The 21,111-nt window shown below is 66.4% G+C and carries 22 protein-coding genes; 14 read left to right on the top strand and 8 right to left on the bottom strand.

Features of this window, described 5'->3' with window-relative positions; translation table 11 throughout:
* Window positions 1-3: 3 nt before the first annotated feature.
* From ESB00_RS19060 to ESB00_RS19070, 3 genes are all read right to left on the bottom strand, one after another.
* Window positions 4-891 (bottom strand): DMT family transporter, encoded by an 888-nt coding sequence (locus tag ESB00_RS19060; RefSeq protein WP_129049819.1) that lies wholly within the window; start codon window positions 889-891, stop codon window positions 4-6.
* A 70-nt stretch (window positions 892-961) separates the two neighbouring features.
* Window positions 962-1,450, bottom strand: a complete 489-nt coding sequence (locus tag ESB00_RS19065; RefSeq protein ID WP_129049820.1) for a TlpA family protein disulfide reductase — start codon at window positions 1,448-1,450, stop codon at window positions 962-964.
* A 64-nt stretch (window positions 1,451-1,514) separates the two neighbouring features.
* On the bottom strand, window positions 1,515-2,423 hold the full coding sequence (locus ESB00_RS19070; protein ID WP_129049821.1) for a LysR family transcriptional regulator: 909 nt from the start codon (window positions 2,421-2,423) through the stop codon (window positions 1,515-1,517).
* A gap of 71 nt (window positions 2,424-2,494) precedes the next feature.
* Here ESB00_RS19070 and ESB00_RS19075 point away from each other — a divergent pair, with 71 nt between their 5' ends.
* Genes ESB00_RS19075 through ESB00_RS19090 form a run of 4 tightly spaced genes read left to right on the top strand, consistent with a single transcriptional unit; the run spans window position 2,495 to window position 6,036 of the window.
* Window positions 2,495-3,187: a YggS family pyridoxal phosphate-dependent enzyme gene (locus tag ESB00_RS19075; protein ID WP_129049822.1), complete on the top strand. Its 693-nt coding sequence runs from the start codon at window positions 2,495-2,497 to the stop codon at window positions 3,185-3,187.
* 51 nt (window positions 3,188-3,238) lie between these two features.
* Window positions 3,239-4,141 (top strand): transglutaminase-like domain-containing protein, encoded by a 903-nt coding sequence (locus ESB00_RS19080; RefSeq protein ID WP_218938794.1) that lies wholly within the window; start codon window positions 3,239-3,241, stop codon window positions 4,139-4,141.
* A gap of 10 nt (window positions 4,142-4,151) precedes the next feature.
* The gene (aroE, locus tag ESB00_RS19085; RefSeq protein WP_179954394.1) at window positions 4,152-5,114 is read left to right on the top strand and encodes a shikimate dehydrogenase; all 963 of its coding nucleotides are present in this window, start codon (window positions 4,152-4,154) and stop codon (window positions 5,112-5,114) included.
* 10 nt (window positions 5,115-5,124) lie between these two features.
* On the top strand, window positions 5,125-6,036 hold the full coding sequence (locus ESB00_RS19090; RefSeq protein ID WP_129049823.1) for a prepilin peptidase: 912 nt from the start codon (window positions 5,125-5,127) through the stop codon (window positions 6,034-6,036).
* Here the strand turns inward: ESB00_RS19090 and ESB00_RS19095 are convergent.
* Together ESB00_RS19095 and ygfZ are read right to left on the bottom strand one after the other, a co-directional pair.
* Entirely contained in the window at window positions 6,025-6,249 is a 225-nt protein-coding gene (locus tag ESB00_RS19095) for a hypothetical protein (protein WP_129049824.1), read from the bottom strand. The two genes, ESB00_RS19090 and ESB00_RS19095, sit on opposite strands and share 12 nt — an antisense overlap.
* The gene (gene ygfZ / locus ESB00_RS19100; RefSeq protein WP_281278173.1) at window positions 6,242-7,111 is read right to left on the bottom strand and encodes a CAF17-like 4Fe-4S cluster assembly/insertion protein YgfZ; all 870 of its coding nucleotides are present in this window, start codon (window positions 7,109-7,111) and stop codon (window positions 6,242-6,244) included. The genes ESB00_RS19095 and ygfZ overlap by 8 nt, the downstream gene beginning before the upstream one ends.
* Window positions 7,112-7,562: 451 nt before the next feature.
* Between ygfZ and ESB00_RS19105 the strand changes: the two genes are divergently transcribed.
* Both ESB00_RS19105 and ESB00_RS19110 read left to right on the top strand, forming a co-directional pair.
* Window positions 7,563-8,618: a 3-deoxy-7-phosphoheptulonate synthase gene (locus ESB00_RS19105; RefSeq protein ID WP_129049826.1), complete on the top strand. Its 1,056-nt coding sequence runs from the start codon at window positions 7,563-7,565 to the stop codon at window positions 8,616-8,618.
* Between the two features lie 105 nt (window positions 8,619-8,723).
* Window positions 8,724-9,707 (top strand): malate dehydrogenase, encoded by a 984-nt coding sequence (locus tag ESB00_RS19110; RefSeq protein WP_129049827.1) that lies wholly within the window; start codon window positions 8,724-8,726, stop codon window positions 9,705-9,707.
* A 145-nt stretch (window positions 9,708-9,852) separates the two neighbouring features.
* Here ESB00_RS19110 and ESB00_RS19115 read toward each other — a convergent pair whose 3' ends face one another.
* The 3 genes from ESB00_RS19115 to ESB00_RS19125 all read right to left on the bottom strand — a co-directional run bounded on the left by ESB00_RS19115 (window position 9,853) and on the right by ESB00_RS19125 (window position 12,085).
* Window positions 9,853-10,557 (bottom strand): hypothetical protein, encoded by a 705-nt coding sequence (locus tag ESB00_RS19115; protein ID WP_129049828.1) that lies wholly within the window; start codon window positions 10,555-10,557, stop codon window positions 9,853-9,855.
* Between the two features lie 84 nt (window positions 10,558-10,641).
* The gene (locus ESB00_RS19120; RefSeq protein ID WP_129049829.1) at window positions 10,642-10,905 is read right to left on the bottom strand and encodes a hypothetical protein; all 264 of its coding nucleotides are present in this window, start codon (window positions 10,903-10,905) and stop codon (window positions 10,642-10,644) included.
* Window positions 10,906-10,954: 49 nt separating this feature from the next.
* Window positions 10,955-12,085: an HDOD domain-containing protein gene (locus ESB00_RS19125; RefSeq protein WP_164976325.1), complete on the bottom strand. Its 1,131-nt coding sequence runs from the start codon at window positions 12,083-12,085 to the stop codon at window positions 10,955-10,957.
* 61 nt (window positions 12,086-12,146) lie between these two features.
* Here ESB00_RS19125 and ESB00_RS19130 point away from each other — a divergent pair, with 61 nt between their 5' ends.
* From ESB00_RS19130 to bshA, 8 genes are all read left to right on the top strand, one after another.
* The gene (locus ESB00_RS19130; RefSeq protein ID WP_129049831.1) at window positions 12,147-12,557 is read left to right on the top strand and encodes a (deoxy)nucleoside triphosphate pyrophosphohydrolase; all 411 of its coding nucleotides are present in this window, start codon (window positions 12,147-12,149) and stop codon (window positions 12,555-12,557) included.
* A gap of 77 nt (window positions 12,558-12,634) precedes the next feature.
* Window positions 12,635-13,513: a DUF2911 domain-containing protein gene (locus tag ESB00_RS19135; protein ID WP_129049832.1), complete on the top strand. Its 879-nt coding sequence runs from the start codon at window positions 12,635-12,637 to the stop codon at window positions 13,511-13,513.
* Complete coding sequence (locus tag ESB00_RS19140) at window positions 13,513-16,152, top strand: PIG-L family deacetylase (protein ID WP_129049833.1); 2,640 nt, start codon at window positions 13,513-13,515, stop codon at window positions 16,150-16,152. The genes ESB00_RS19135 and ESB00_RS19140 overlap by 1 nt, the downstream gene beginning before the upstream one ends.
* A 114-nt stretch (window positions 16,153-16,266) precedes the next feature.
* Window positions 16,267-16,404, top strand: a complete 138-nt coding sequence (locus ESB00_RS19790; RefSeq protein WP_164976326.1) for a hypothetical protein — start codon at window positions 16,267-16,269, stop codon at window positions 16,402-16,404.
* A complete protein-coding gene (locus ESB00_RS19145; protein ID WP_129049834.1) occupies window positions 16,401-18,131 on the top strand; it encodes a sodium:solute symporter family protein in 1,731 nt (576 codons plus the stop codon). The genes ESB00_RS19790 and ESB00_RS19145 overlap by 4 nt, the downstream gene beginning before the upstream one ends.
* Window positions 18,132-18,178: 47 nt before the next feature.
* The gene (locus ESB00_RS19150; protein WP_129049835.1) at window positions 18,179-18,958 is read left to right on the top strand and encodes a hypothetical protein; all 780 of its coding nucleotides are present in this window, start codon (window positions 18,179-18,181) and stop codon (window positions 18,956-18,958) included.
* Window positions 18,959-19,105: 147 nt separating this feature from the next.
* A complete protein-coding gene (locus ESB00_RS19155) occupies window positions 19,106-19,840 on the top strand; it encodes a PIG-L family deacetylase (protein ID WP_129049836.1) in 735 nt (244 codons plus the stop codon).
* Between the two features lie 130 nt (window positions 19,841-19,970).
* Window positions 19,971-21,110 carry an N-acetyl-alpha-D-glucosaminyl L-malate synthase BshA gene (gene bshA / locus ESB00_RS19160; protein WP_129049837.1) on the top strand — a complete coding sequence of 380 codons (1,140 nt, stop codon included), beginning with the start codon at window positions 19,971-19,973 and terminating at the stop codon, window positions 21,108-21,110.
* Window position 21,111 lies beyond the last annotated feature (1 nt).

Here is a 21,111-nt window from a genome sequence, read left to right on the forward strand (position 1 = left end):
GTCTTACACCAGGACGAGCACGATCGCCACGAGCATCAGACCGGCGCCGATCAGGCGGTTGCGCAGCACGCCAGGTTCCTGATGCTGCTCCTGGCTGTGGAACCAGTGACCGATCGCCCAGACGACGGCGACGCTCACCAGGCCCCGCGCGCTATAGACGATGTTCACCGCCGTAGCACCGCCCCAGATGCCGATGGCCAGCACGATGCCGGCGTTGTTCACCGCCATCAGGCCGGAGCCGACGCCCACCCACTTCCACGCCGAGACGGTCATGGCGCGCAACGGCGCGCTGAACACCGGGATCAGCGCCAGTGAGTAAATGCCCACCCAGCCGAACATCGCCGGGGCAAATGCCGTCGCCCCCCAGCCGGGCGCCCATTTCTGGATGCAGACGTCGCCGAGACCGTAAAACGAAGCGCTCAGCCACGCGAGGAACACCGTCCGACCGATGTGCCGCGTTCCACGCAGGCCCGGGCCCAGATGGAGCAGCAGCACCGCCGCGGCACTGAGCCCGGCGCCGATCCACCAGCGCAGCGGCATCGCGCCGGCGTTGAGCAGCACGGTGAACAACGCGACCATGATGACCTTGGTGCCCATCACCGGGGTTGTGACCGTCACGTCGCCGTGCTTGAGCGCGAGGAACATGCAGGATTGTCCGAGCAAAAAGAAACCCGCGGCGAGCGCCGGCTGCCAGTAGAGCGTCAGGTCCACCACCGGGCGGCCGGCGGCAAGCCAGATGGGCAAGAAGGCGAGGCATGCCGTCCAGTTCGCCACAAAGGTCGTGCGCCACACGCCGACGCCAAGCTCGGCCGCCCGCTTGAAGGCGAGCGCCGCCAACACATAGGTGAAGGCGCAGGCCAGCGGGATCAGCAGATGCCAGGAGAAGGTCATTGCCCGGCAAAAAGCCGGACCCGCGGGTCCGGCTCAAATCTAATCGGTTCCGATCAAGGGTGAAGCCCGCTCAGAGCGCTTTCTTCAGGATCGCCTCGTATTGCTCGTGGTCCATTGCCCCGCTTTTCTCGTGCAGGATCTTGCCGTCGCGCCCGATGAGGAAGGTGGTGGGAATGGAGTTGAACCCGCCGAAGGCCTCGACCGCGGTGTTGTCGCCCATGACAACCGTGTAGTTCAGGGCGTTTTGCTCGACGAATTTCTGGACATGCTTCGGTCCCTTCTGGTCGAGCGATACGCCGACGATGACCACACCATCCTTGCCGTATTTCTTCTGCATCTCGATGTAGCCCGGGATCTCCATCCGGCAGGGACCGCACCAGGTGGCCCAGAAGTCCACGACGACGACCTTGCCCTTGAGGGCGGCGAGGCTGACGTCCTTGCCGGCGAGATCCTTGAACGTGAGAGCCGGGGCGGCCTGGCCGACGACGGAAGCGGAGGCGACCGCGCCCAGCAGCGCGAAACTGGCGGCGACAAAAAGGGAACGAAGCAGGTTTTTCATGGGTGCGAGGTGAGAGGTCCGGCGAACCGGTTTTGTTCCCGACGAAGAAAGGCCGGCACCGTCGTCAGACCTTGGATGCGGCCTCGGCGGCGGCGCCCTCGGTGGCGAGCATCTCGACGAACTTCTTCATGGCCGGCGTGAGCACCCGGCCCTTGCGGTGGAGGATGGCGAGCGGACGGGTGAACTCCTTGCCCTTGAAGGGAATGATCGCGAGCGTGCCCTGCCGCAGCTCTTGCTGGACGGTGGCCTGCGGCACAATGGCGATGCCGTGGTCGATCTCCACGGCGCGCTTCACGGTCTCGATGTTGTCGAACTCCATGACCGGCGTGATCTCGAGCTTGTTGTCGCGGAAGATCGAGTCCACGGCCTTGCGGGTCGGGATGTCGGGGTCGAAGCCGATGAACTTGTGGCCGGCGAGCGTCTTCAGGTCCACGTCAGTCTGCTTGGCCAGCGGGTGGTTCGGGTGCGTGATGAGCACGAGCCGGTCGTTGCGGAAAGGCAGCATCTCGATCTGGCGCTGCTTCTGCGGGAAGGCCACGAGGCCGAAGTCCACGGCGTTGTGGAGGATATCCTCATAGACGAGGTTCGAGCGGCGGTATTCGATGCGGACGTTGACCGACGGGAAGGCCTGGAGGAAGCGCTTCACGTAGGGCGGCAGCTCGTGCAGGCCGATCGAGTAGATGGTCGAGATGCGGATCGTGCCGCTGATGACCTTCTTCATCTCCTGGAGCTCGCTCTCGAGCTTCTCATACACATGCAGGATTTCCTTCGCCGCCTCGTAGATGCGCTGGCCTTCGCGGGTCAGGTTGAACTGCTTCTGGCTCCGGTCGATCATCAGCGTCTTGAAGTTGCGCTCCATCGCGCGCGCCTGCTGGCTGACCGCCGACTGGGTGATACCGTTGAGTTTCGCAGCCTTGGAAAAGCTCTTGGTTTCGACCAGATCCGCGAAGATTTTGAAGTTCTCGATTTGCATACGTCGTGTATGTTGCAAACCCAGCATAACGCTAACTTATCGCCAATCCATCTTAAAAGAGCCGCTCATAGATGTTTATCGATTACGAGACCTTCCGCCTGCGGGCCGACGCATTGCAGGCGCGAATAGCCGCCACCTGCGCCGCGATCGGCCGCCATCCCACCGAGGTCGCGCTCTTGCCCGTGACCAAGACGCACCCGGCGGCCGCCGCCGAGTATGCGGCGCGGCACGGCTTTGCCGCCGTGGGGGAGAACCGGGTGCAGGAGGCCATGGAGAAACGGCCGCAGGCCCCCGCCACCCTGCGCTGGGAACTGATCGGCCACCTCCAGTCCAACAAGGCAAAACTGGCCGCCACCCATTTCGACCGCATCCAGAGCGTGGACAGCGAGAAGCTGCTCACCGTGCTCAACCGCGCCGCCGGCGAGCTCGGGAAAAGGCTGCCCGTGCTGCTCCAGATCAACGCCGGCGATGACCCGGCCAAGTTCGGCGCCGAGCCCGCCGACGCCGCCCGCCTGCTCGACGCCGCGCTCGCCCAACCCCACCTGCAGGTGGACGGCCTCATGACCATCGCCCCGCTCTCCGACGATCCGGCCGTCGCCCGCCGGACCTTTGTCCGGCTGCGCGAGATCCGCGATGACCTGGCGGCGCGAACCCGTGCGCCCCTGCGCGAACTCTCCATGGGCATGACCGGCGACCTCGAAGCCGCCATCCGGGAAGGGAGCACCCTGGTTCGCGTCGGCACCGCGCTTTACGGCCCGCGTTGACTGTCTGCCGTAAGGCCAGAAAATTTTTGGGGTGGCCCGACATTTTCCCCGTTGCGCCGCCCTGCCGCCGGGCTTGTCTATGAGGCCGTGGAAACAAGCGGATTCACGCCCGAGCAAAGAGCCACCTTCGCCCGCCTGCTGGACGACACGTCGCCCGCGGTGCGGCAGTCGCTGCTCGCGCACTTCATGAAACACGGCCACCACAGCGTGGAGTTTCTCCGCCAGCTCGCGAGCCAGTCCGACCGCACGCTCGCCGCGCATGCCGGCTGGTTTCTGCGGGAGCTCGACTACTCCGACCCCGTGACGGAGTTCCGCGGCTTCATCCGCTCGCTCAACTACGAGCTCGAGACCGGCGCGCTGCTGCTCAGCCGCACCATCAACCCCGACATCGACATCGGCGCCTGTTGTGCCCGGCTCGACTCGATGGCCGCCCGTTGCCGCGAACTGATCGCCGAACCGGCCAGCGTGCGCGAGAAATGCCGCGTGATCAGCCGTGTGCTCTTCCACGAATACGGCCTGCGCGGCAACACCGACCACTACGCCGATCCGCTCAACAGCTACCTCGACCAGGTGTTGATCCGCCGCAAGGGCATCCCCATCTCGCTCTCGATCGTGTATCTGCTCGTGGCGGAGCGCCTCGGCCTCTCGCTCGAGCCGGTCGGCCTGCCCGGGCACTTCGTGGTGGGCTGCTACGCCGAGCAGCTGCCCTTCTACATCGACCCCTTCAACTCCGGCAGCTTCATCAACGCCGGCGAGGCCGTGGACCTGCTGCGCCGGCAGAGCACCCATCCCACCATCGCCGACCTCGCCCCCACGCCCGTGCGCGAGGTCCTCTGCCGTTGCTGCCGCAACCTGGTGAACCACTACTCCGTCGCCAACGATCCCGACCGCGCGCGGCTCTTCGCCGAGTTCGTCGCCGAGTTCGAGGCCACCTACGAGCGGCACACGACGTGATTTTTCGATTTTGCACGCCACCGGTTCCGCTGCCTCAATCGAAAATCTGAAATCAAAAATCGAAAATGACGGAGTCCTGACCCTCGCCGACCTGGACGGCTGGTCGCACCCCGGTCCCGCCCTGGCCGTGCTCGGTCACCCGATCAAACACTCGGTGAGCCCGGCGATGCACAATGCCGCGCTCGCCGCGATGGCGGCACACGACGCCCGCTTTGCCCCGTGGAAGTATTTCCGCTTCGACATGCCACCCGCGCAGCTGCCGGCGGCTCTCGCCCAGCTGCACGCCGCCGGCTTCCTCGGCCTCAACCTCACCGTGCCGCACAAGGTGCTGGCCGTTGGGCTTGTCGCGGAAATCGATCCCGCCGCCCGGGCCATCGGCGCGGTCAACACGCTCCGCCGCACGGCAACCGGCTGGAAGGGGTTCAACACTGACGGCTACGGCCTGGCCACCGCCCTGAAGACCGACCTCGCCCTCGATCTCGCCGGGGCGCACGTGGTGCTGCTCGGCGCCGGCGGAGCCGCCCGCGGTGCGGCCGTGGAATGTCTTCAGCGCCGGTGCGCCTCACTCCGCATCGGCAACCGCACGCGCGCCAATCTCGATACGCTGCTTGCGGCGCTGCGCCCGCTGGCGGGCGACACGGTGCTGGAAGGATTTGATCCCACGGAGCCGCCGGCCGCCATGCCCGCCGGAGTCGTCGTGGTGAACGCGACCTCCGCCGGGCTGCAGCCGGGCGAGCCCGCGCCAATGGATTTGCGCCGCCTCCCGCCGGGCGCCAAGGTTTACGACATGGTCTACAACCCGCCGCAAACCTCGCTGTTGCGTGACGCCGCCACCCTCGGCCTGCCGCACGCCAACGGCCTCTCGATGCTCGTCCACCAGGGCGCCCGCGCGCTCGAGATCTGGACCGGCGCCGCCGTGCCCGCCGCCGTGATGGACCTGGCCGCCCGGACCGCCCTCGGGCTGCGCGCCTGAGCCGCATCGCATGACTTCCGAACTCCAAGCCATCAGCGAACAGTTCCCCTGGTTCTTCCCGCTCTGGGCGGGAATCTTCGGCGCCTGCATCGGCAGCTTTCTCAACGTCTGCATCTACCGCATCCCGAAAAACGAATCGGTCGTGTCGCCGCCCTCGCATTGCGGCTGCGGCCAGCGGATCGCGTGGTATGACAACCTGCCGGTGCTGAGCTGGTTCATCCTGCGCGGCAAGGCGCGCTGCTGCGGCCGGCCCTTCAGTTTCCGCTATCCCGCCATCGAGCTGCTCACCGCCGCGTTGTTCGTCGCCTGCTGGCTGCTTTTTCCGCCGGGCAAAGCCGTCGCGGGGGCGGTGCTCTGCAGCCTGGTGATCTGCGCGCACTTCATCGACCACGACCACATGATCATCCCCGACGCCTTCACCATCGGCGGGGCGGCCGTGGGGCTGTTGCTTTCGTTCTTGCTCCCGGCCCTGCACGGCCAGCTGCACGAGCTGTGGTTCATCGCCGGCATGCGGGCCCTGCTCGACTCCGTGCTCGGCCTCTTCGTCGGTTCCGCGCTCGTGCTCTGGATCGCGCTCTTCGCCGAGGTCATCCTGCGCAAGGAGGCGATGGGCTTTGGCGACGTGAAATATCTCGGCGCGCTCGGAGCTTTTGTCGGCTGGCAGGGCGCGGTCTTCGGCATGTTCGGCGGCGCCATGCTCGGCTGCGGGTGGTTCATCGCCGCCTATGCCTGGCAGAAGATCACCGGAAAAAAGTCGCCGGTCGCCCTGCCCGCGGAAACACCCGAGGGCCAGCCCGCCGAACTCGGCCTCGGCGTGCACGTGCCCTTCGGGCCCATGCTCGGCCTCGCGGCGCTCATCTATTTCTTCTGGGCCCACCGCTGGGTGGACCCGTATTTCTTCGAGCTGAAGCTACTGTTTTGAACCCGGCGGCGAAAACCCCGGCGGCACGTTGCCCTGGCGGCCTTCGACGAGGATTTGGAGCAGTTGCGCGAGCGCGGTCTCGCGCGTGATGCCGCGCTCGGCCGCGAGCTGATCGGCGCGCTTCAGGAGCTGGCGCGCCATCGTCGCGGCCTGTTCGGGCGAGGCGCCGAGGCGCTCGCAGATGACGGTGATTTTTTTGACTTCGTCAGACACGGCGGAGAATTTTTATCCCGCGGCCATGCGGCGCGAGGCCGAGGGGTGCGGCGGGATCGAGATGCACGAGCGAGAGCATGGCCATCGCGAGAAACTGGCCGCCCTCTGTCGCGCCCGAGCGAACTTCGCCGGCTTTGCGTTCGCCCTGGAACAGCGCCGTGCCCGGCGCGGGCGGCGCACCGTCACCCTCGATCAGGTGCAACGCGCGCCGCACCTGGCCGAGGTTTTTCAACCGCGCGATGACTTCCTGCCCGAGGTAACAGCCCTTCGTGAAGGAAATCGCCACCTCGTCGAGCGCGCCTTCGGCGGGAAGGTCGCGCGGGCCGATGTCCGTCGGCACGGCGGGCAACGCGGCGCGCAAACGCGCGAGTTCCGCCGTGTTCCGATCCGCGGCCCCCGCAGCGGCGGAAAGCTGCGCCGCCACCTCGCTCGCGTGTGCGACGGGCACGATAATTTCCTGCGCCGGGGATCCCGCCCGGCGGCTGACGAATATCTGCGCTCCGGCAGGCAGCGTCAGGACGGGCGTCGCGCCTCCCCAGACGAGCCAGTTGGCCCACTCGGCCGTCTCATCGCGCAGTTCCACCTCGTCGGCGATCAAGTAGGCCTCGAGCCGCGCCAAGAGCACGGCGGCGCTGGCCGAAAAACAAATCACAAGGTAATCGTTGGCGGCCAATCGGATAACATGGCTGTCGGCCAGGACTTTGCCCTTCTGATCGAGCCACAATCCGTAGATTGCCCCCTTTTCGGCGAGTTTCAGATCCTGTGTGAACTGCCCCTGCAAATAGCTATTAGCGTCAGGGCCTTGAACGCGGAGGACAGCTGATGCGTTTTTTAAATCATTGGTTGGCAGATAGTAAATCACAGCAATTTGCAGTCTAGTGTTGGCATGGGACCAGCTTTATCAAGGAAGTTCTCTGAAAGGTCCTGCGAAGCATTTGACGGAGCTAAGGAACCACGTATTCCTTCCGTTATCCAATTTATCACTTCTCCCGCCTAGCGGGAGTTTTGGGGTAACTAAGAAAGCAATGGCCGGTCGTCTAGGGGTAGGCGACCGGCCTTTTCTTTGCCCCAGTGAGGAAAAGGATGTTCTTACCAAAACCGCGAAGCACGTGAAGCAGCGCGGGAACAAAGGTTCGCCCCACCAGTCACACTTTATCACTTCTCCTGCCTAGCGGGAGATTTGGGGTAACTAAGAAAGCAATGGCCGGTCGTATAGGGGTATACGACCGGCCTTTTCTTTGCCCAGGGCCAGAATGCGTCACGGGCAAGCCGAGGCTTGCTCCGCCCGGGGCGCTTCGCAGGGTTGGCCCCCTGTGCAGAAAACATCGGACATCAATGTCGTCGAGACGCGGGCCCTTCCCTCCCCGGCCGCCCTCCTGAAGGAAATCCCCAAAACCGAGGCCCAGGCCGAGTTCATCGCCAAGGCCCGTGCCGAAATCCACCGGCTCATTTTCACCGACGACAAGCGCTTCCTCCTGATCATTGGCCCCTGCTCGATTCACGATGTCGACGCCGGCCGCGACTACGCCCGCCGGCTCGCCGCCCTCGCCCGCGAAGTATCCGACCGCATCATGATCGTCATGCGGGTGTATTTCGAAAAACCCCGCACCACCGTCGGCTGGAAGGGCCTGGTGATGGACCCGCACCTCGACGGCTCGCACGACATCGCCGCCGGCCTGCGGCTTGGGCGCACCTTTCTCCGCGACGTGCTCGACCTCGGTCTGCCGACCGCCACCGAGTTTCTCGACCCGATCACCCCGCAATACGTGGCCGACCTCGTGTGCTGGGGCGCCATCGGTGCCCGCACGACCGAGTCGCAGACCCACCGCCAGATGGCCTCCGGCCTCTCGATGCCACTCGGCTTCAAGAACGGCACCGACGGCTCGATCCAGACCGCCATCAACGCCATCAAGGCCGCCGGCCAGCCCCAGACCTTCCTCGGCATCAACCTCGACGGTGCCTCCTCGGCCATCGTCACCCGCGGCAATCCCAACTGCCACGTCGTGCTCCGCGGCGGCAGCGCGGGCCCCAACTACGCGCCCGACCACATCGCCCGCACCGAAGCCATCCTCGAGAAGGCCGGCCTGCCCAAGTCCATCCTCGTGGACTGCTCGCACGACAACTCCGCGAAGAAACCCGAGCTCCAGCCCGACGTCATGCGCGCGCTGCTCGCCCAGATCACCGCCGGCAACCGCTCCATCATGGGCGCCATGGTCGAGAGCAACCTCGGCGCCGGCAACCAGACCTTCCCTCAGCCCAAGGAAAACCTGAAATATGGCGTGAGCATCACCGACGGCTGCATCGACTGGGCCGCAACCGAGGCCATGGTGCGCGAGATCTACGCCACGCAGGCCCCGCTCTTCCGATAAGGCGACCCACTGTCGCGCAGCACCCGCGCTAAATCCGCCCACGCTTCCGCAATTCGTGCGTTCCCCGCCGCCGCCTTTTCTGCTTAACTCCGCCCCACTAATCCCATGAAAGCCCCCATCCGTGTTGCAGTCACCGGCGCCGCCGGCCAGATCGGTTACGCTCTCCTCTTCCGCATCGCCTCCGGCGCGATGTTCGGACCCGACCAGCCGGTCATCCTCCAGCTCATCGAGGCCCCCGTCGAGAAAGCCCTCCAAGCCCTCCAGGGTGTCGCCATGGAGCTCGATGACTGCGCCTTCCCGCTGCTCAAGGGCATCGTGCAGACCTCCGACCCCGCCATCGGCTTCAAGGACGCCAACTGGTGCCTGCTCGTCGGCGCCAAGCCCCGCGGCCCCGGCATGGAGCGCGCTGACCTCCTCAAGGACAACGGCAAGATTTTCATCGCGCAGGGCCAGATCATCGACGCTGTCGCGGCGGCCGATGCCCGGATCGCCGTCGTCGGCAACCCGGCGAACACGAACTGCATGATCGCCGCCTCGCAGGCCAAGCGCCTCCCGCCCGAGCGCTTCACCGCCATGGTGCGCCTCGACCAGAACCGCGCCCAAACCCAGCTCGCCAAGAAGGCCGGCGTGGATCTGACCGCGGTGAAGGACATCTTCATCTACGGCAACCACAGCCCGACCATGTTCCCGGCCTTCGCGCACGCGACGATCAACGGCCAGCCCGCCGCCAAGGTCATCAACGACGACGCCTGGCTGCAGGGCCCGTTCTGCGAGACCGTCGGCAAGCGCGGCGCCGCCATCATCGCCGCCCGCGGCGCCTCCTCGGCCGCTTCCGCCGCCAACGCCCTCGTGGACCACGTCCGCTCGCTCGTGACGCCCGGTGCCATCCACTCGATCGCGGTGAAGTCCAACGGCCTCTACGGCTTCGACGCCAACGTCTGGGCCGGTCTCCCCGTCCGCACGACGACCCCCGGCAGCTACGAGGTCATCACCGGCTACGCCATGGACGACTTCGCCAAGTCCAAGATCGCCGCCACCAACAAGGAACTCGTGGACGAGCGCTCCTTCGTGGCCGACATGATCAAGTGACGCGAAGCGTCATCCTGATCCCGCCCGCGCGGGAGAAGGATCTGGTTCTCACCCCAAGGCGGCCCACCCGGGCCGCCTTTTTCTTGTTGGGGCGTGGCTTGACCACGCCCTGCGCGGGCGGACTCAAGGTCCGCCCCTACAAAATTCACAGCAACCCCGCCAGCACCCGGTCCTTCGTCAGCGCAAACGCCGAGCGCACCGCGAGGAACGCCGCGATCATTTCCCGCGGCGAACCGGCGCGCGGAAACCGCATCTCCAGCGTCGCGCCGTCGCACACGACTTCCGCCGCCACACCTTCCACCGTCAGCACGCAGTGCCGGCAATCCGAGGGATAACTCACCTTCAGCGGGTCGTCCGCCGGCCGCGCCTCGATCGCATCGATCACCGCCTCGACCTTCACGCCCTTCGCGAGCGTGAAGACGATCGTCGAAAAGGTTCCCGCGAACAGCCGGTCGAACTCCTCCCGGTGGACGAGTTCACCGTCGCGCAGGCTGTGCAGCGTGCGGGTGATGCGGAACGCCGCCGGGTCGTCTCGCTCCAGCGCATAGGCGATCTCCAGCGTGAAATCCTTCGCCGTGAGCACCGCCACCGGACTCGTCACGTCGAGGCTCAGGTCCGCGCGTTTGTAGCCGAGCGCGGCCTTGGCGCGCTGAAAATAGTCTTCGCCCTCCTCGGTGAGCTCAGCGGCGCAAAGTTTGCCGAGAAACGCCGTGGTCACGGCGTTCACCGCATCCGGCACCGTGTGGTGCGGCTTGCGAAAGCCCGCGAGATTTTTCACCGCGCCCGCGCCGTGGCCGAGCAGGCTGACGGCGGCGACATAGGTTGGAGGTGGCTCCGGCGCTTTGGGCATGGCCCGCGAGTGAGGCAGGCCTGCCAGATGTCCGCCAACGAAAAACGGCGGCCCCGAAGGACCGCCGTTTCATTCCCGCGCACCTCAGGCCGTGACGACGTTCGGCTCCTTGGTGCGGAAAAGTTTCACGAGACCGATGACACAGAGCACCGGGATCCAGATCGGCGCGAGCGCCACCACGAGCGCGAGGGCGACGGCGACGAAGGCCGCGACGAGCGAGAGACCGATGGATCCGAGCACCGCGGCGGCGATGAGGCCCACGATGGCGCCGAGGAAGAGCACCGGGCTGAGCTTGATGGCGATCACCAGCAGGGCCGCCACGAGGAGGATTTTGAGGAAAGTTTTCATAGGTAGTCCAAGAACACGGACCACCCGGAAAAAGTTGCAGCCCGGCCGCTCAGGCCGCGTCACGCAGCGAAAGCAGATCCTGCTTGAGGCCGACGACGACACCCTCCACCGCCGAGGAAATGCCCGCGATGTCGGGGTTTGCGCCGGTTTCCTCGGCGATCACCGCCCACACCGGTTGTGCCTCCAGGTCGCCGTCGGATTCCTCCAGACGCGTGCCGCTGAAACCGAGTCCGTAGAACTTCGCGAGGTAGTTGGCCACGCTCACCACCGCCACCGTCAGGCGGTGACCCTCCGCCCGCGCCGGTTCGGCGTGATCCGCGATGGCGGCGATAACCTCGCCGGGCAGGCCGCTCTGTTGTGCGAAAATCACCCCGGCCTCGCTGTGCCCGACACCGAAGCACACGGCCTCCAGCGCATCGAGCCGGCCCTCGCTGCTCCAAGCCTTGTCCATGATCGCACGGTAGGCCTCGGGTGCGACGGTCGAGAGCACGATCTTGCCCACGTCATGCAGCAGGGCCGCGAGGTAAAGCTGCTGGCCGGCTTCGCGCCCGAGCTGCTTTTCAATTTCCTCCGCGATGGCTGCCGTGGCCAGGGCGTGCATCCACAGGTGGCGCCAGTCCACGCCGCCTTTCGTGTTATGCGCGTCGCGCATCATGAAGAGCGCATGCGAAAGCGTGTTCACCCGCTGCAGACCGAGCATCTGCACCGCGGTCGCGACATCCTCGATCCGCTGCTCCGAGGCGACGAACGCGGAATTGGCCATGCGCAGCACGCGCACACACAACGCCGGATCCTTCTCGACCGCAGCCACCACTTCCTCGATCGCCCCATCGCTGCGCGCCGCCGCCCGCAGGAAGCCCTGCGCCAGCGCCTGCAACGAGGGGATCTGCTGCAGCGTCGCGAGCTTCGCCAGCGTGCTGGCCCGCAGCGCGGGTTGTGCCACAGGAATAAACGGCGCCCGTGTCACGCCGACCGGTGATCGCGACCACGACGGCACCATGGCGGGCGGCGCCATGGCGGGCGGCGCCACCGGTTCGGCTTCAACCGCCCGTGCGACCGACGGTGCATCCTCGGTTTTAGCCAACGGTTCCACCCGGGCAGGTGTCGGTGCCGCCGGCTTGGGCCGGAGGAAGAACCGCACCCACCAGCCGCGAAAAAAGGCTGACAGGGCCGCTGACATGAGGATTGGGAGTGACACCTCTATCGGCTCGCTGACATCCCCTCTTGAGCCACCGGCACGCATGAGCGCCCCCCCCGAATCGAAACCGCCCGTCCCCGTCGTTTGTGCCGTCATCGAGCGGGAAGGCCATGTGCTTGTGGCCCAACGGCCCCCGCACAAGCTCCTGCCTCTGAAATGGGAGTTTCCCGGCGGCAAGGTCGAGCCCGGCGAAAATCCCGCCGACGCCATCATCCGCGAGATTCGCGAGGAACTCGGCTGCGAAATCCGCGTCACCCGCGCGCTTCCGCCCTTCATCCACGACTACAAAACCGTGGTCATCGAGATGATACCTTTCGTTTGCGTGTTGGCACCCGGCACCTCTGAGCCGCACCCGCACGAGCACGTCGCGATCGCTTGGGTGCAGCCCGCAGCGCTGCGCGGTTACGACCTCGCTGCGGCCGACTGGCCGGTCGTGGACGCGTTGCTCCACTGATAGCATAAAGGTCCTGATGGGCGGGCACTTGTCCTTTCCAGGCTTCTGGTTATATCCTACCCACCCTTCCCCTTCCCATGACTACCCATCTGTTCCGCCGCGGCCTGGCCGCGTTTGCCGTGTGTGCCCTGGCCTCGGGTCTTTTCGCCCAGGCCCCCAAGATCAACTTCCCCGACGCTAGTCCGAGCGTCGCCATCACGCAGCGCGTCGGCCTCACCGACATCCAGATCAACTACAACCGCCCCGGCGCGAAGGGCCGCAAGGTTTACGGCGGCCTCGTGGCCTACGATCACATCTGGCGCACCGGCGCCAACACCGCCACGAAGGTCTCCTTCAGCACGCCCGTGAAGCTCAACGGCACCACCATCCCGGCCGGCACCTACGAACTCTTCACCATTCCCGGCGCCACCCAATGGACCGTGATCATCCACAAGAACATGTCCCAGTGGGGCGCCTACACCTACGACGAGAAAAACGACGTCGCCCGCTTTCAGGTCGTGCCCGTGGAGATGGATGATCACGTCGAGACCCTCGACATCAGCGTCAACGACATCCGCGACGAGTCGGCCACGCTGAACATTTCCTGGGAAAAGACGCGCGTCCCCATCGCCGTCACGCTCGACGTGAAGTCCACGCTCGTCCCCCAGATCGAGGCCGTCATGGCCGCGGGCGAGCAACTCCCCCCGAACGTCTACGCCCGCGCCGCCATGTATTACCTGGAGAACCACCTCGACCTCAAGAAGGCCGCGGCGTGGATGGACGCTGCCCTCGCCGCCCAGCCCGACGCCTTCTACCTCGTTTACCGCAAGGCCCTTATCCTCGAAGCCATGGGCGACAAGGCCGGCGCCATCGCCACCGCGCAGAAATCCCTCGAAGCCGCCCAGAAGGCCCCCAGCCCCGCGCTGCGCGACGAATACGTCGGCCTCAACCAGGCTCTCATCGACCGTCTGCAGTGATGACCGCCGGCGCCCCGACGCGCATCGCCGCGTGCATCCGTTGGAACCGGGGCGCCCTCGCCCCGGTTCTCGCCTTCGCCAGTCTGCTCGCCTGCGGCCCGGGTCGGGCCGAGGAGGCCGGCCGAGTCCCGGCCATCGTCCAACAGCTGCGCACCTTTGCCAACACCGGCACCGTGCTGCACGTCGCCGCCCACCCCGACGACGAGAACACGCAGCTCATCACCGCCATGGCCCGCGGCCGCGGCTACCGCACCGCCTACCTCTCGGTCACCCGCGGCGACGGCGGCCAGAACGAGCGCGGCCCCGACTTCGCCGAGAAACTCGGCGTCCTCCGCACGCAGGAACTCATCGCCGCCCGCAAGCTCGACGGCGGGCGCCAGTTCTTCACACGCGCCATCGACTACGGTTACTCCAAGTCGCCCGAGGAAGCCCTGCGCATCTGGGACCACCAGGCCGTGCTCGGCGACGTCGTGCGCGTGATCCGCACTTTCCGCCCCGACGTCATCATCACGCGCTTCCCCATCCCGCCCGGCAGCGGTGGCCACGGCCAGCACACCGCCTCGGCCATGCTCGCAGTCGAGGCCTTCAAGCTCGCCGCCGACCCCGCCGGCTACCCCGAACAGCTCAAGGAAGGGCTCCAACCCTGGCAGGCCAAGCGCATCGGCTGGAACGGCTGGGGCAACAACCCGAGCCCGCTCAAGGGCCCGACCATCCAGTTCGACATCGGCGGCGCCGACCCCGTGACCGGCGTGCCCTTCGGCACGATCGCCAACCAGAGCCGCGGCATGCACAAGACGCAGATGCTCGGCGTCTTTTCCGAACGCGTCGGCAGCCCCGGCCAGAATTTCCAGAACTTCCAGCTCCTCGACGGCGAGCCCGCCACGACCGACATCATGGATGGCGTGGACACCACCTGGGCCCGCATCCCCGGCGGCGCCGCGCTCATCCCGCTCATCGACGACGTCATCGCGAAGTTCAACCCCGCCGACCCCGCCGCCAGCGTGCCGGCGCTGCTCGCGATCCGCACGAAGCTGGATGGCCTGAAATCACCCGATCCGCTGCTGCAGGAAAAGCGTGGCGACCTCGACCGCATCATCGCCTCCTGTCTCGGTCTCACGGTCGAAACCACCCTCCCGCAAGCCGAGGTCGTAGCCGGAGAAAAGCTCGCCTTGCGCCATGACGTCGCTGTGACCGGCTCCGTTCCAGTCAAGTGGGTCTCGGTGGACTATACTCGTTTGCCGCTGGATTTCGCATCGGAAAAGTTGAAGATCTCCAAATCGCTGAAAGACCCCGATCAGGTCGAGTGGGTCACCGTCCGTCAATCGCACCTATTCGCCAAAATCGAGGTCAACGCCGTGATCCCTGCGGGGTCACCCATGGTCCGGGAGTCCAAGCAACCTCTCCCCGAATGGCTGCCAGTCAGCCAGCCCTACTGGCTGCGAGAGGAAGGCACGGCGGGTATGTTCCGGGTTGATCAGGTCCACCTGATCGGCACGCCTGAAAACCAAGCCGCCTTTCCCGTCGACTTTGTATTCGAGGTCGGTGGTGAACAGCTCGTCCTTTCCGACGAGCCCGTGCAGATCGTCGCCGGCGCCCCCGAGGCCCAGCAACGCCGCCGGCTCGCCGTCATCCCGCCGGTCTCGCTCGGCTTTGCTCATGACATCGAGCTCTTCGCCCCCGGCTCCACCAAGGAAGTGACCGTTGCAGTAACCGCCGCGCGCGCCGGTTCGCGCGGTTCTCTGCAACTCGCCGCGCCCGCGGGCTGGACGATCACCCCGGCCAAGCGGTCCTTCGAACTCGCCACAGCCGGCGACAAGGTCGCGCTGACTTTCAGTGTCACCGCCCCGGCCAAGGCCGGTCGCGCGAGTCTCGCGGCCATGGCCGAAGTCGGTGGTGCCACCTACGGCACCGAGCGCCTCGTGCTCGATTACCCGCACCTGCCCGTGCAACTGCTCCAACGCCCGGCGCACACGCATCTCGTCGCCGTTGACACCCAGATCCGCGGCCAGCGCGTCGGCTACCTGCCGGGCGCGGGCGACAGCACCGTCGAAAGCCTCACGCAGCTCGGCTACGAGGTCGTCACGCTCACCGGCGCCGATCTCAACCCCGCCAAACTCGCCGGCCTCGACGCCGTGGTCCTCGGCGTGCGCGCTTCCAATGACCGCGCCGATCTGGCCGCCAACTTGCCGGGGCTCTTCGCGTGGGTCGAGGCGGGTGGCACCGTCATCGCCCAATACAACCGCCCCAACAACCTCAAGGCCACCACGCTCGGGCCCTACGAGCTCTCCATCGACGGCCCGGCTCCGCGCCTGCGCGTGACCGACGAGGACGCCCCTGTCACCTTCCTCGCCCCGGACCATCCGGTGCTCAACGTGCCCAACAGGATCACGTCCGCCGATTTTGCGGGCTGGGTGCAGGAACGCGGCGCTTACTTCCCGAGCAAGTGGGACGAGGCGCGCTACACCGCCATCCTCGCCATGAATGATCCCGGCGAGGCCCCGCTCCGCAGCAGCCTGCTCATCGCCCAGCACGGCAAGGGCTGGTTTGCTTACACCGGGCTCTCGTTCTTCCGCCAGCTGCCCGCCGGCCACCCTGGAGCCCACCGGCTCTTCGCCAACCTCGTGTCACTGGGGAAATGAAGCGTCCCAATCCCTTCAACCACTCATCCACACTCATGGAGACTAATCACCGGAACGTCCTGATGGATTTCATTAGTGGCCCATTAGTGTGATTTAGTGGTTACGCCTTCGAGCATGCCCACTCCCGAACCCCCCGACGACTCCCCTGGCGTGCCCGGTTTCCGCACCTGGCGCGGGGTCTATATTTTCGTCTTCGTGTGCTTCCTCGCGGTCGTCGCCGCCCTGACGGTGTTCACGCACTATTTCGGATGAACTCGATCGACTGGCTCGTGCTGCTCGGAACCATGCTCGGCATCGCCGGGTATGGCATGTGGCGCACGCGCCATACCGATCACCTCGACACCTACCTGAAGGGCAACCAGACCACCGGCTGGTTCACCATCGGTCTCTCGGTCGCTGCCACCCAGGCGAGCACCATCACCTACCTGTCGCTGCCCGGCGTGGCTTACGAGAACGGCATCGCTTTCATCCAAAACTATTTCGGCCTGCCGCTGGCGCTGATCCTCGTGTGCGCCGTCTTCCTGCCCATCTACCGGAAACTCGGCGTTTACACCGCCTACGAGTATCTCGGCAAACGCTTCGACCAGCGCACGCGGCTCTTCGGGGCCGGTGTGTTTCTCCTGCAACGCGGCCTGCAAAGCGGCATCACGATCTACGCTCCGGCCATCATCCTCTCCACGGTGCTCGGCTGGCGGCTGGACGTGATCATCGTTGGCATCGGCCTGGTTGCGATCATCTACACCGTCACCGGTGGCAGCGCGGCGGTGAACCTCACCCAGAAGTGGCAGATGGCCGTGATCTGGATCGGCATGCTCTCCGCCTTCGGCATTTTGCTCGCGCGCCTGCCCGACCACGCCACCGCCATCGCCGGCACGATGGGCAAGCTCGAGGCCGTGGACTGGTCGCCCGACCCGGACAAGCGCTACACGTTCTGGAGCGGTCTGCTCGGCGGCTTCTTCCTCTCGCTTTCCTATTTCGGCACCGACCAGTCGCAGGTGCAGCGCTACATCGGCGGCGCCGCGCTGCGCGAGGGCCGGCTCGGCCTGATGTTCAACGCCGTGCTCAAGATCCCGATGCAGTTCTTCATCGTGATGCTCGGCGCGCTGCTCTTCGTGTTCTACCAGTTCACGCCCGACGCGCCGGTGGTCTTCAACCAGGCCGCCTGGCAGCAGCAGGCGCAGGGCCCCCGCGCCGCCGAGTTCCGCGCCCTGGAGGAACGCTACGCCGCCGCCCACGCCGACCAGCTCACGAAGATCAAAACCTGGACCGCCGCCCGAGAATCCGGCAATGAGGCGGCCCTCGACACCGCTCAGCAGGCGCTGCAGGCAGCGCAAATAGCCGCCCAGTCCGTCCGCCAGGAAGCCCGCGCCGCCCTCCAGGCCGCCGCGCCCGAGGCCAAGAAGACCAAGGACTCCGACTTCGTCTTCATCACCTTCATTCTCACCCAGCTCCCCCACGGCCTCATCGGGCTGCTGCTCGCCGTGATGTTTGCCTCGGCGCTTTCCTCCAAGGCCGGCGAGCTCAACGCCCTCGGCACGACCACCACCATCGACCTGTGGCGCCACTTCCGCCCGCTCGCCGAACACGATGAGGCCAAGAACGTCCGCGCGGCCAAATGGTTCACCGCGATGTGGGGTTGCTTCGCCATCGCCTTCGCCCTCTTCGTAAGCTTCCAGGAAAACCTCATCGAGGGACTGAACATCGTGGCCTCCATCTTTTATCCCACGCTGCTCGGCCTGTTCATCGTGGCCTTCTTCTTCAAACGGGTCGGCGGCACCGCGGTCTTCTGGGCCGCCCTCGCCGCGCAGGCCGTGGTGCTTGGCATTTTCTTCGCCGGCAAGGTCTGGCCCGCCCACGAAATCGGCTACCTCTGGCTCAACCCCATCGGTTGCGCCGCCTGCGTGTTCTTCAGCCTGCTGTTCCAGGCCGTGCTGCCGGCTCGCGCACCATCTTCGCCCTCGAGCACACAGGCCCTATAGGGCACATAAGGCTTATAGGCCCCATCTTCTCTCACTCTCACTTTCACTTGCCCTCCCCCGTCATCTGTTTCGGCCAGCAACCCTGCGGGTTTTTCCCGCGGCGGTTTCTCTATGCCAAGTTCATGACCGCCCGCCGGCTGCAGGCGGAGCTTGGCGGTGAGATCGTGTTTTTCTACCACGACAGCGACCACGACCCGCGCGAGACCCAGACCGTTCTCCGCCACCGCAAGACCGGCGAGCCTGCGACGCTCAACTTCACCTTCGCCAACAAGGTCCAGCGCAAGTGGTCGCCGCTCTACGCCAAGCGCATCCCGGCCGACTGGGCCGCCAACACCGCGCGCCAGCTCGGTGCCTACGTCTCCCCGGCCGCCACCGAGATCTTCAAGCGCACCGCCGCCGCCCAGGTGGGCACCGTCGCCGACTTCTGCCTCGAAATGTATCGCGGCCTCGGCCTGCTCGACGGCGTGCGTGTCGTCCGCTCCGGCGACCCCGCCGTGCGCCTTGCGGGCTGCGCCGTGGATGACTGCTTCGTGGACGTCACCCACGAGGGCGAGACCGTCCGCGCCCGCCAGATGCCCGACGGCACACTCTGCCTGCACGAGGGCGGCGACGCCTACGTGAAGCTGCCCGCCTGCGCCTTCACCCCGGAACAGATCAGCCCAACGCGGGACAGCCGCCTGCGCTGGATGCAGTCCATCATCCACTGCACCCACTACATCGCCGGCGCCGGTGAACAGGCCTACCTGAACCCGGCCGACGCCCCCGACATCACCTTCGTGCGCCGCGACGAGATCGACCGCTCCGACGAAGCCTGGGCGGACCTTTAGGAGCGTGGCCGTTTCGGCTTCGCTCAAGGCCCCTAGCCTGTCGTGGGGCTCGTCCACGCCTTGGGCGCGCACAAGGCGCGCCCCTACTTGAGGGCAACATTCCCGGTTTGCGCCGTATCCGTTTCCTCCGTTACCTCCTTTGCAGCCATGAAAACCGCCCCCACCCCGCCTGAACGCACTCCGCTCGTCGCCTTCGGCGCGCACCCCGACGACATCGAGTTCGGCTGCGGCGGCATCATCGTCCGTGAGACCCGGGCCGGCCGCCCTGTCCATCTCGTGGTCTGCTCGCGCGGCGAGGCCGGCACCAATGGCTCGCCCGCCCAGCGCACCAAGGAGGCCGAGGCCGCCGCGAAACATCTCGGCGCCACGCTCGAATTTCTCGAACTCGACGGCGACGCGCACCTCGAACTCAAGTCCGCCCACGCCGTGAAACTCGCCGCCGTGCTCCGCCGGGTGCGCCCGGCCCTCGTGCTCGCGCCCACCGTCGAGCAGAACCAGCATCCCGACCACTGGCGCCTGGGCACGCTGGTGCGCGACGCCACGCGCCTCGCCCGCTACGGCGGCCTGGCCGAGCTGCGCGACCTCACGCCCCACGCCATCGGCGAACTGTTCTTCTACGCGCTTGGCCCCGGCGCCGAACCCCGCACCACCCCGCCGGTGCTCATCGACGTGTCGGCGCCCGAGGTCATGACCGCCTGGAAGGCCGCCATGGAGGCCCACGCCTCGCAGATGAAGACCCGCAACTACGTCGAACTGCAGCTCGACCGCGCCCGCGTCCACGGTCTCAACGCCGGCGTCGGCCATGCCCAGCCGCTCTGGCCCAACGACCCGCTGGTCTTCGCCTCCCTCGCCCCGCTCACCCGCGCGGCCCACAAGTTCTGAGTTCCCCTTTTCCGGCACAAATAGCGCAATAAATCCTCGGCCGGCATTTGCATCTTGGTCGCTTTGTGTGCCTTTTGTGACCGCTCTTCTATAGGTCTCTCGTCCCTCGTCTCTGGTCCCTTCCATCTTCATGTCTGACCGCCCGCTCCGCCTCGGCATCATCTGCCACCCGTCCGTCGGGGGCAGCGGCATCCTGGCGTCCGAACTGGGTGAGGAACTGGCGCAACGCGGCCACGAGATCCACTTCATCAGCCACGCGGCGCCGTTCCGCATGCCGCGCGACCACCCGCGCATCCGGTTTCACCCGGTTCAGGTCAACGACTACGACCTGTTCAAGTATCCCGACTACACCCTGCCGCTCTCGGTGAAGATCGCCGAGGTCAGTCGCGCGCACCGGCTCGACGTGTTGCACGTCCACTACGCCGTGCCTCACGCCACCGCCGCCATGCTCGCGATGTCCATGCTCCCGGTGTTCGAGCGCCCGAAGGTCATCGTCACGCTGCACGGCACCGACGTGATGCTGCTCGGCTGCGACGCCGGCTACGGCCCGGCCATCCGCCACGCCCTCGACCAGGCCGACGGCGTCACGACCGTGTCGCAGTTTCTCCAGCGCGAGATCAAGGCCCATCTCGACTTCCACGGCCCCGTCGAGGTCATCCCCAACTTCTTCGCCCCGCAGCCGCCCACGCGCACCCGCGACGCCGTGCGCGCTGAACTCGGTCTCGCCGACGGCGAGGCGATGGTGCTGCACACCTCCAATCTCCGCCCGGTCAAACGCACCGACCTGCTCCTGCAGACCATCGCGCAAATCCGCCCGCGCGAATCCTTCAAGCTGGTCGTGCTCGCCGGCGGCAAGACCGCCCCGTTTCTCGCCGAGGCGGCCCAGGCCGGCCTCGGTGATCGCATCGTCGTGCGCGAGAACGTCACCGCCATCGAGGACTATCTGCACGCCGCCGATCTCGCGCTGTTCACCTCCGAGATGGAGAGCTTCTGCCTGAGCATCCTCGAGGCCATGACCTTCGAGTGCCCGAGCGTGGCCTTTGCCGTCGGCGGCATTCCCGAGGTCATCGAACACGACAAGCACGGCCTGCTGGCGCCCTTCGGCGACACCACGGGCCTGGCCCGTCACGTTGAGTCCCTCCTGACCGCCCCCGCCCGCCGCGCCGCCCTCGGCAAAGCCGGCCGCGAGCGTGCCGTCGCTTTTTTCTCCGCCGACCGCATCGTCAGCCGGTATGTGGACTACTACCGGCAGGTGGGGATCCGGACCTAGG

It is taken from the genome of Oleiharenicola lentus (assembly GCF_004118375.1).
Lineage (GTDB): Bacteria > Verrucomicrobiota > Verrucomicrobiia > Opitutales > Opitutaceae > Lacunisphaera > Lacunisphaera lenta.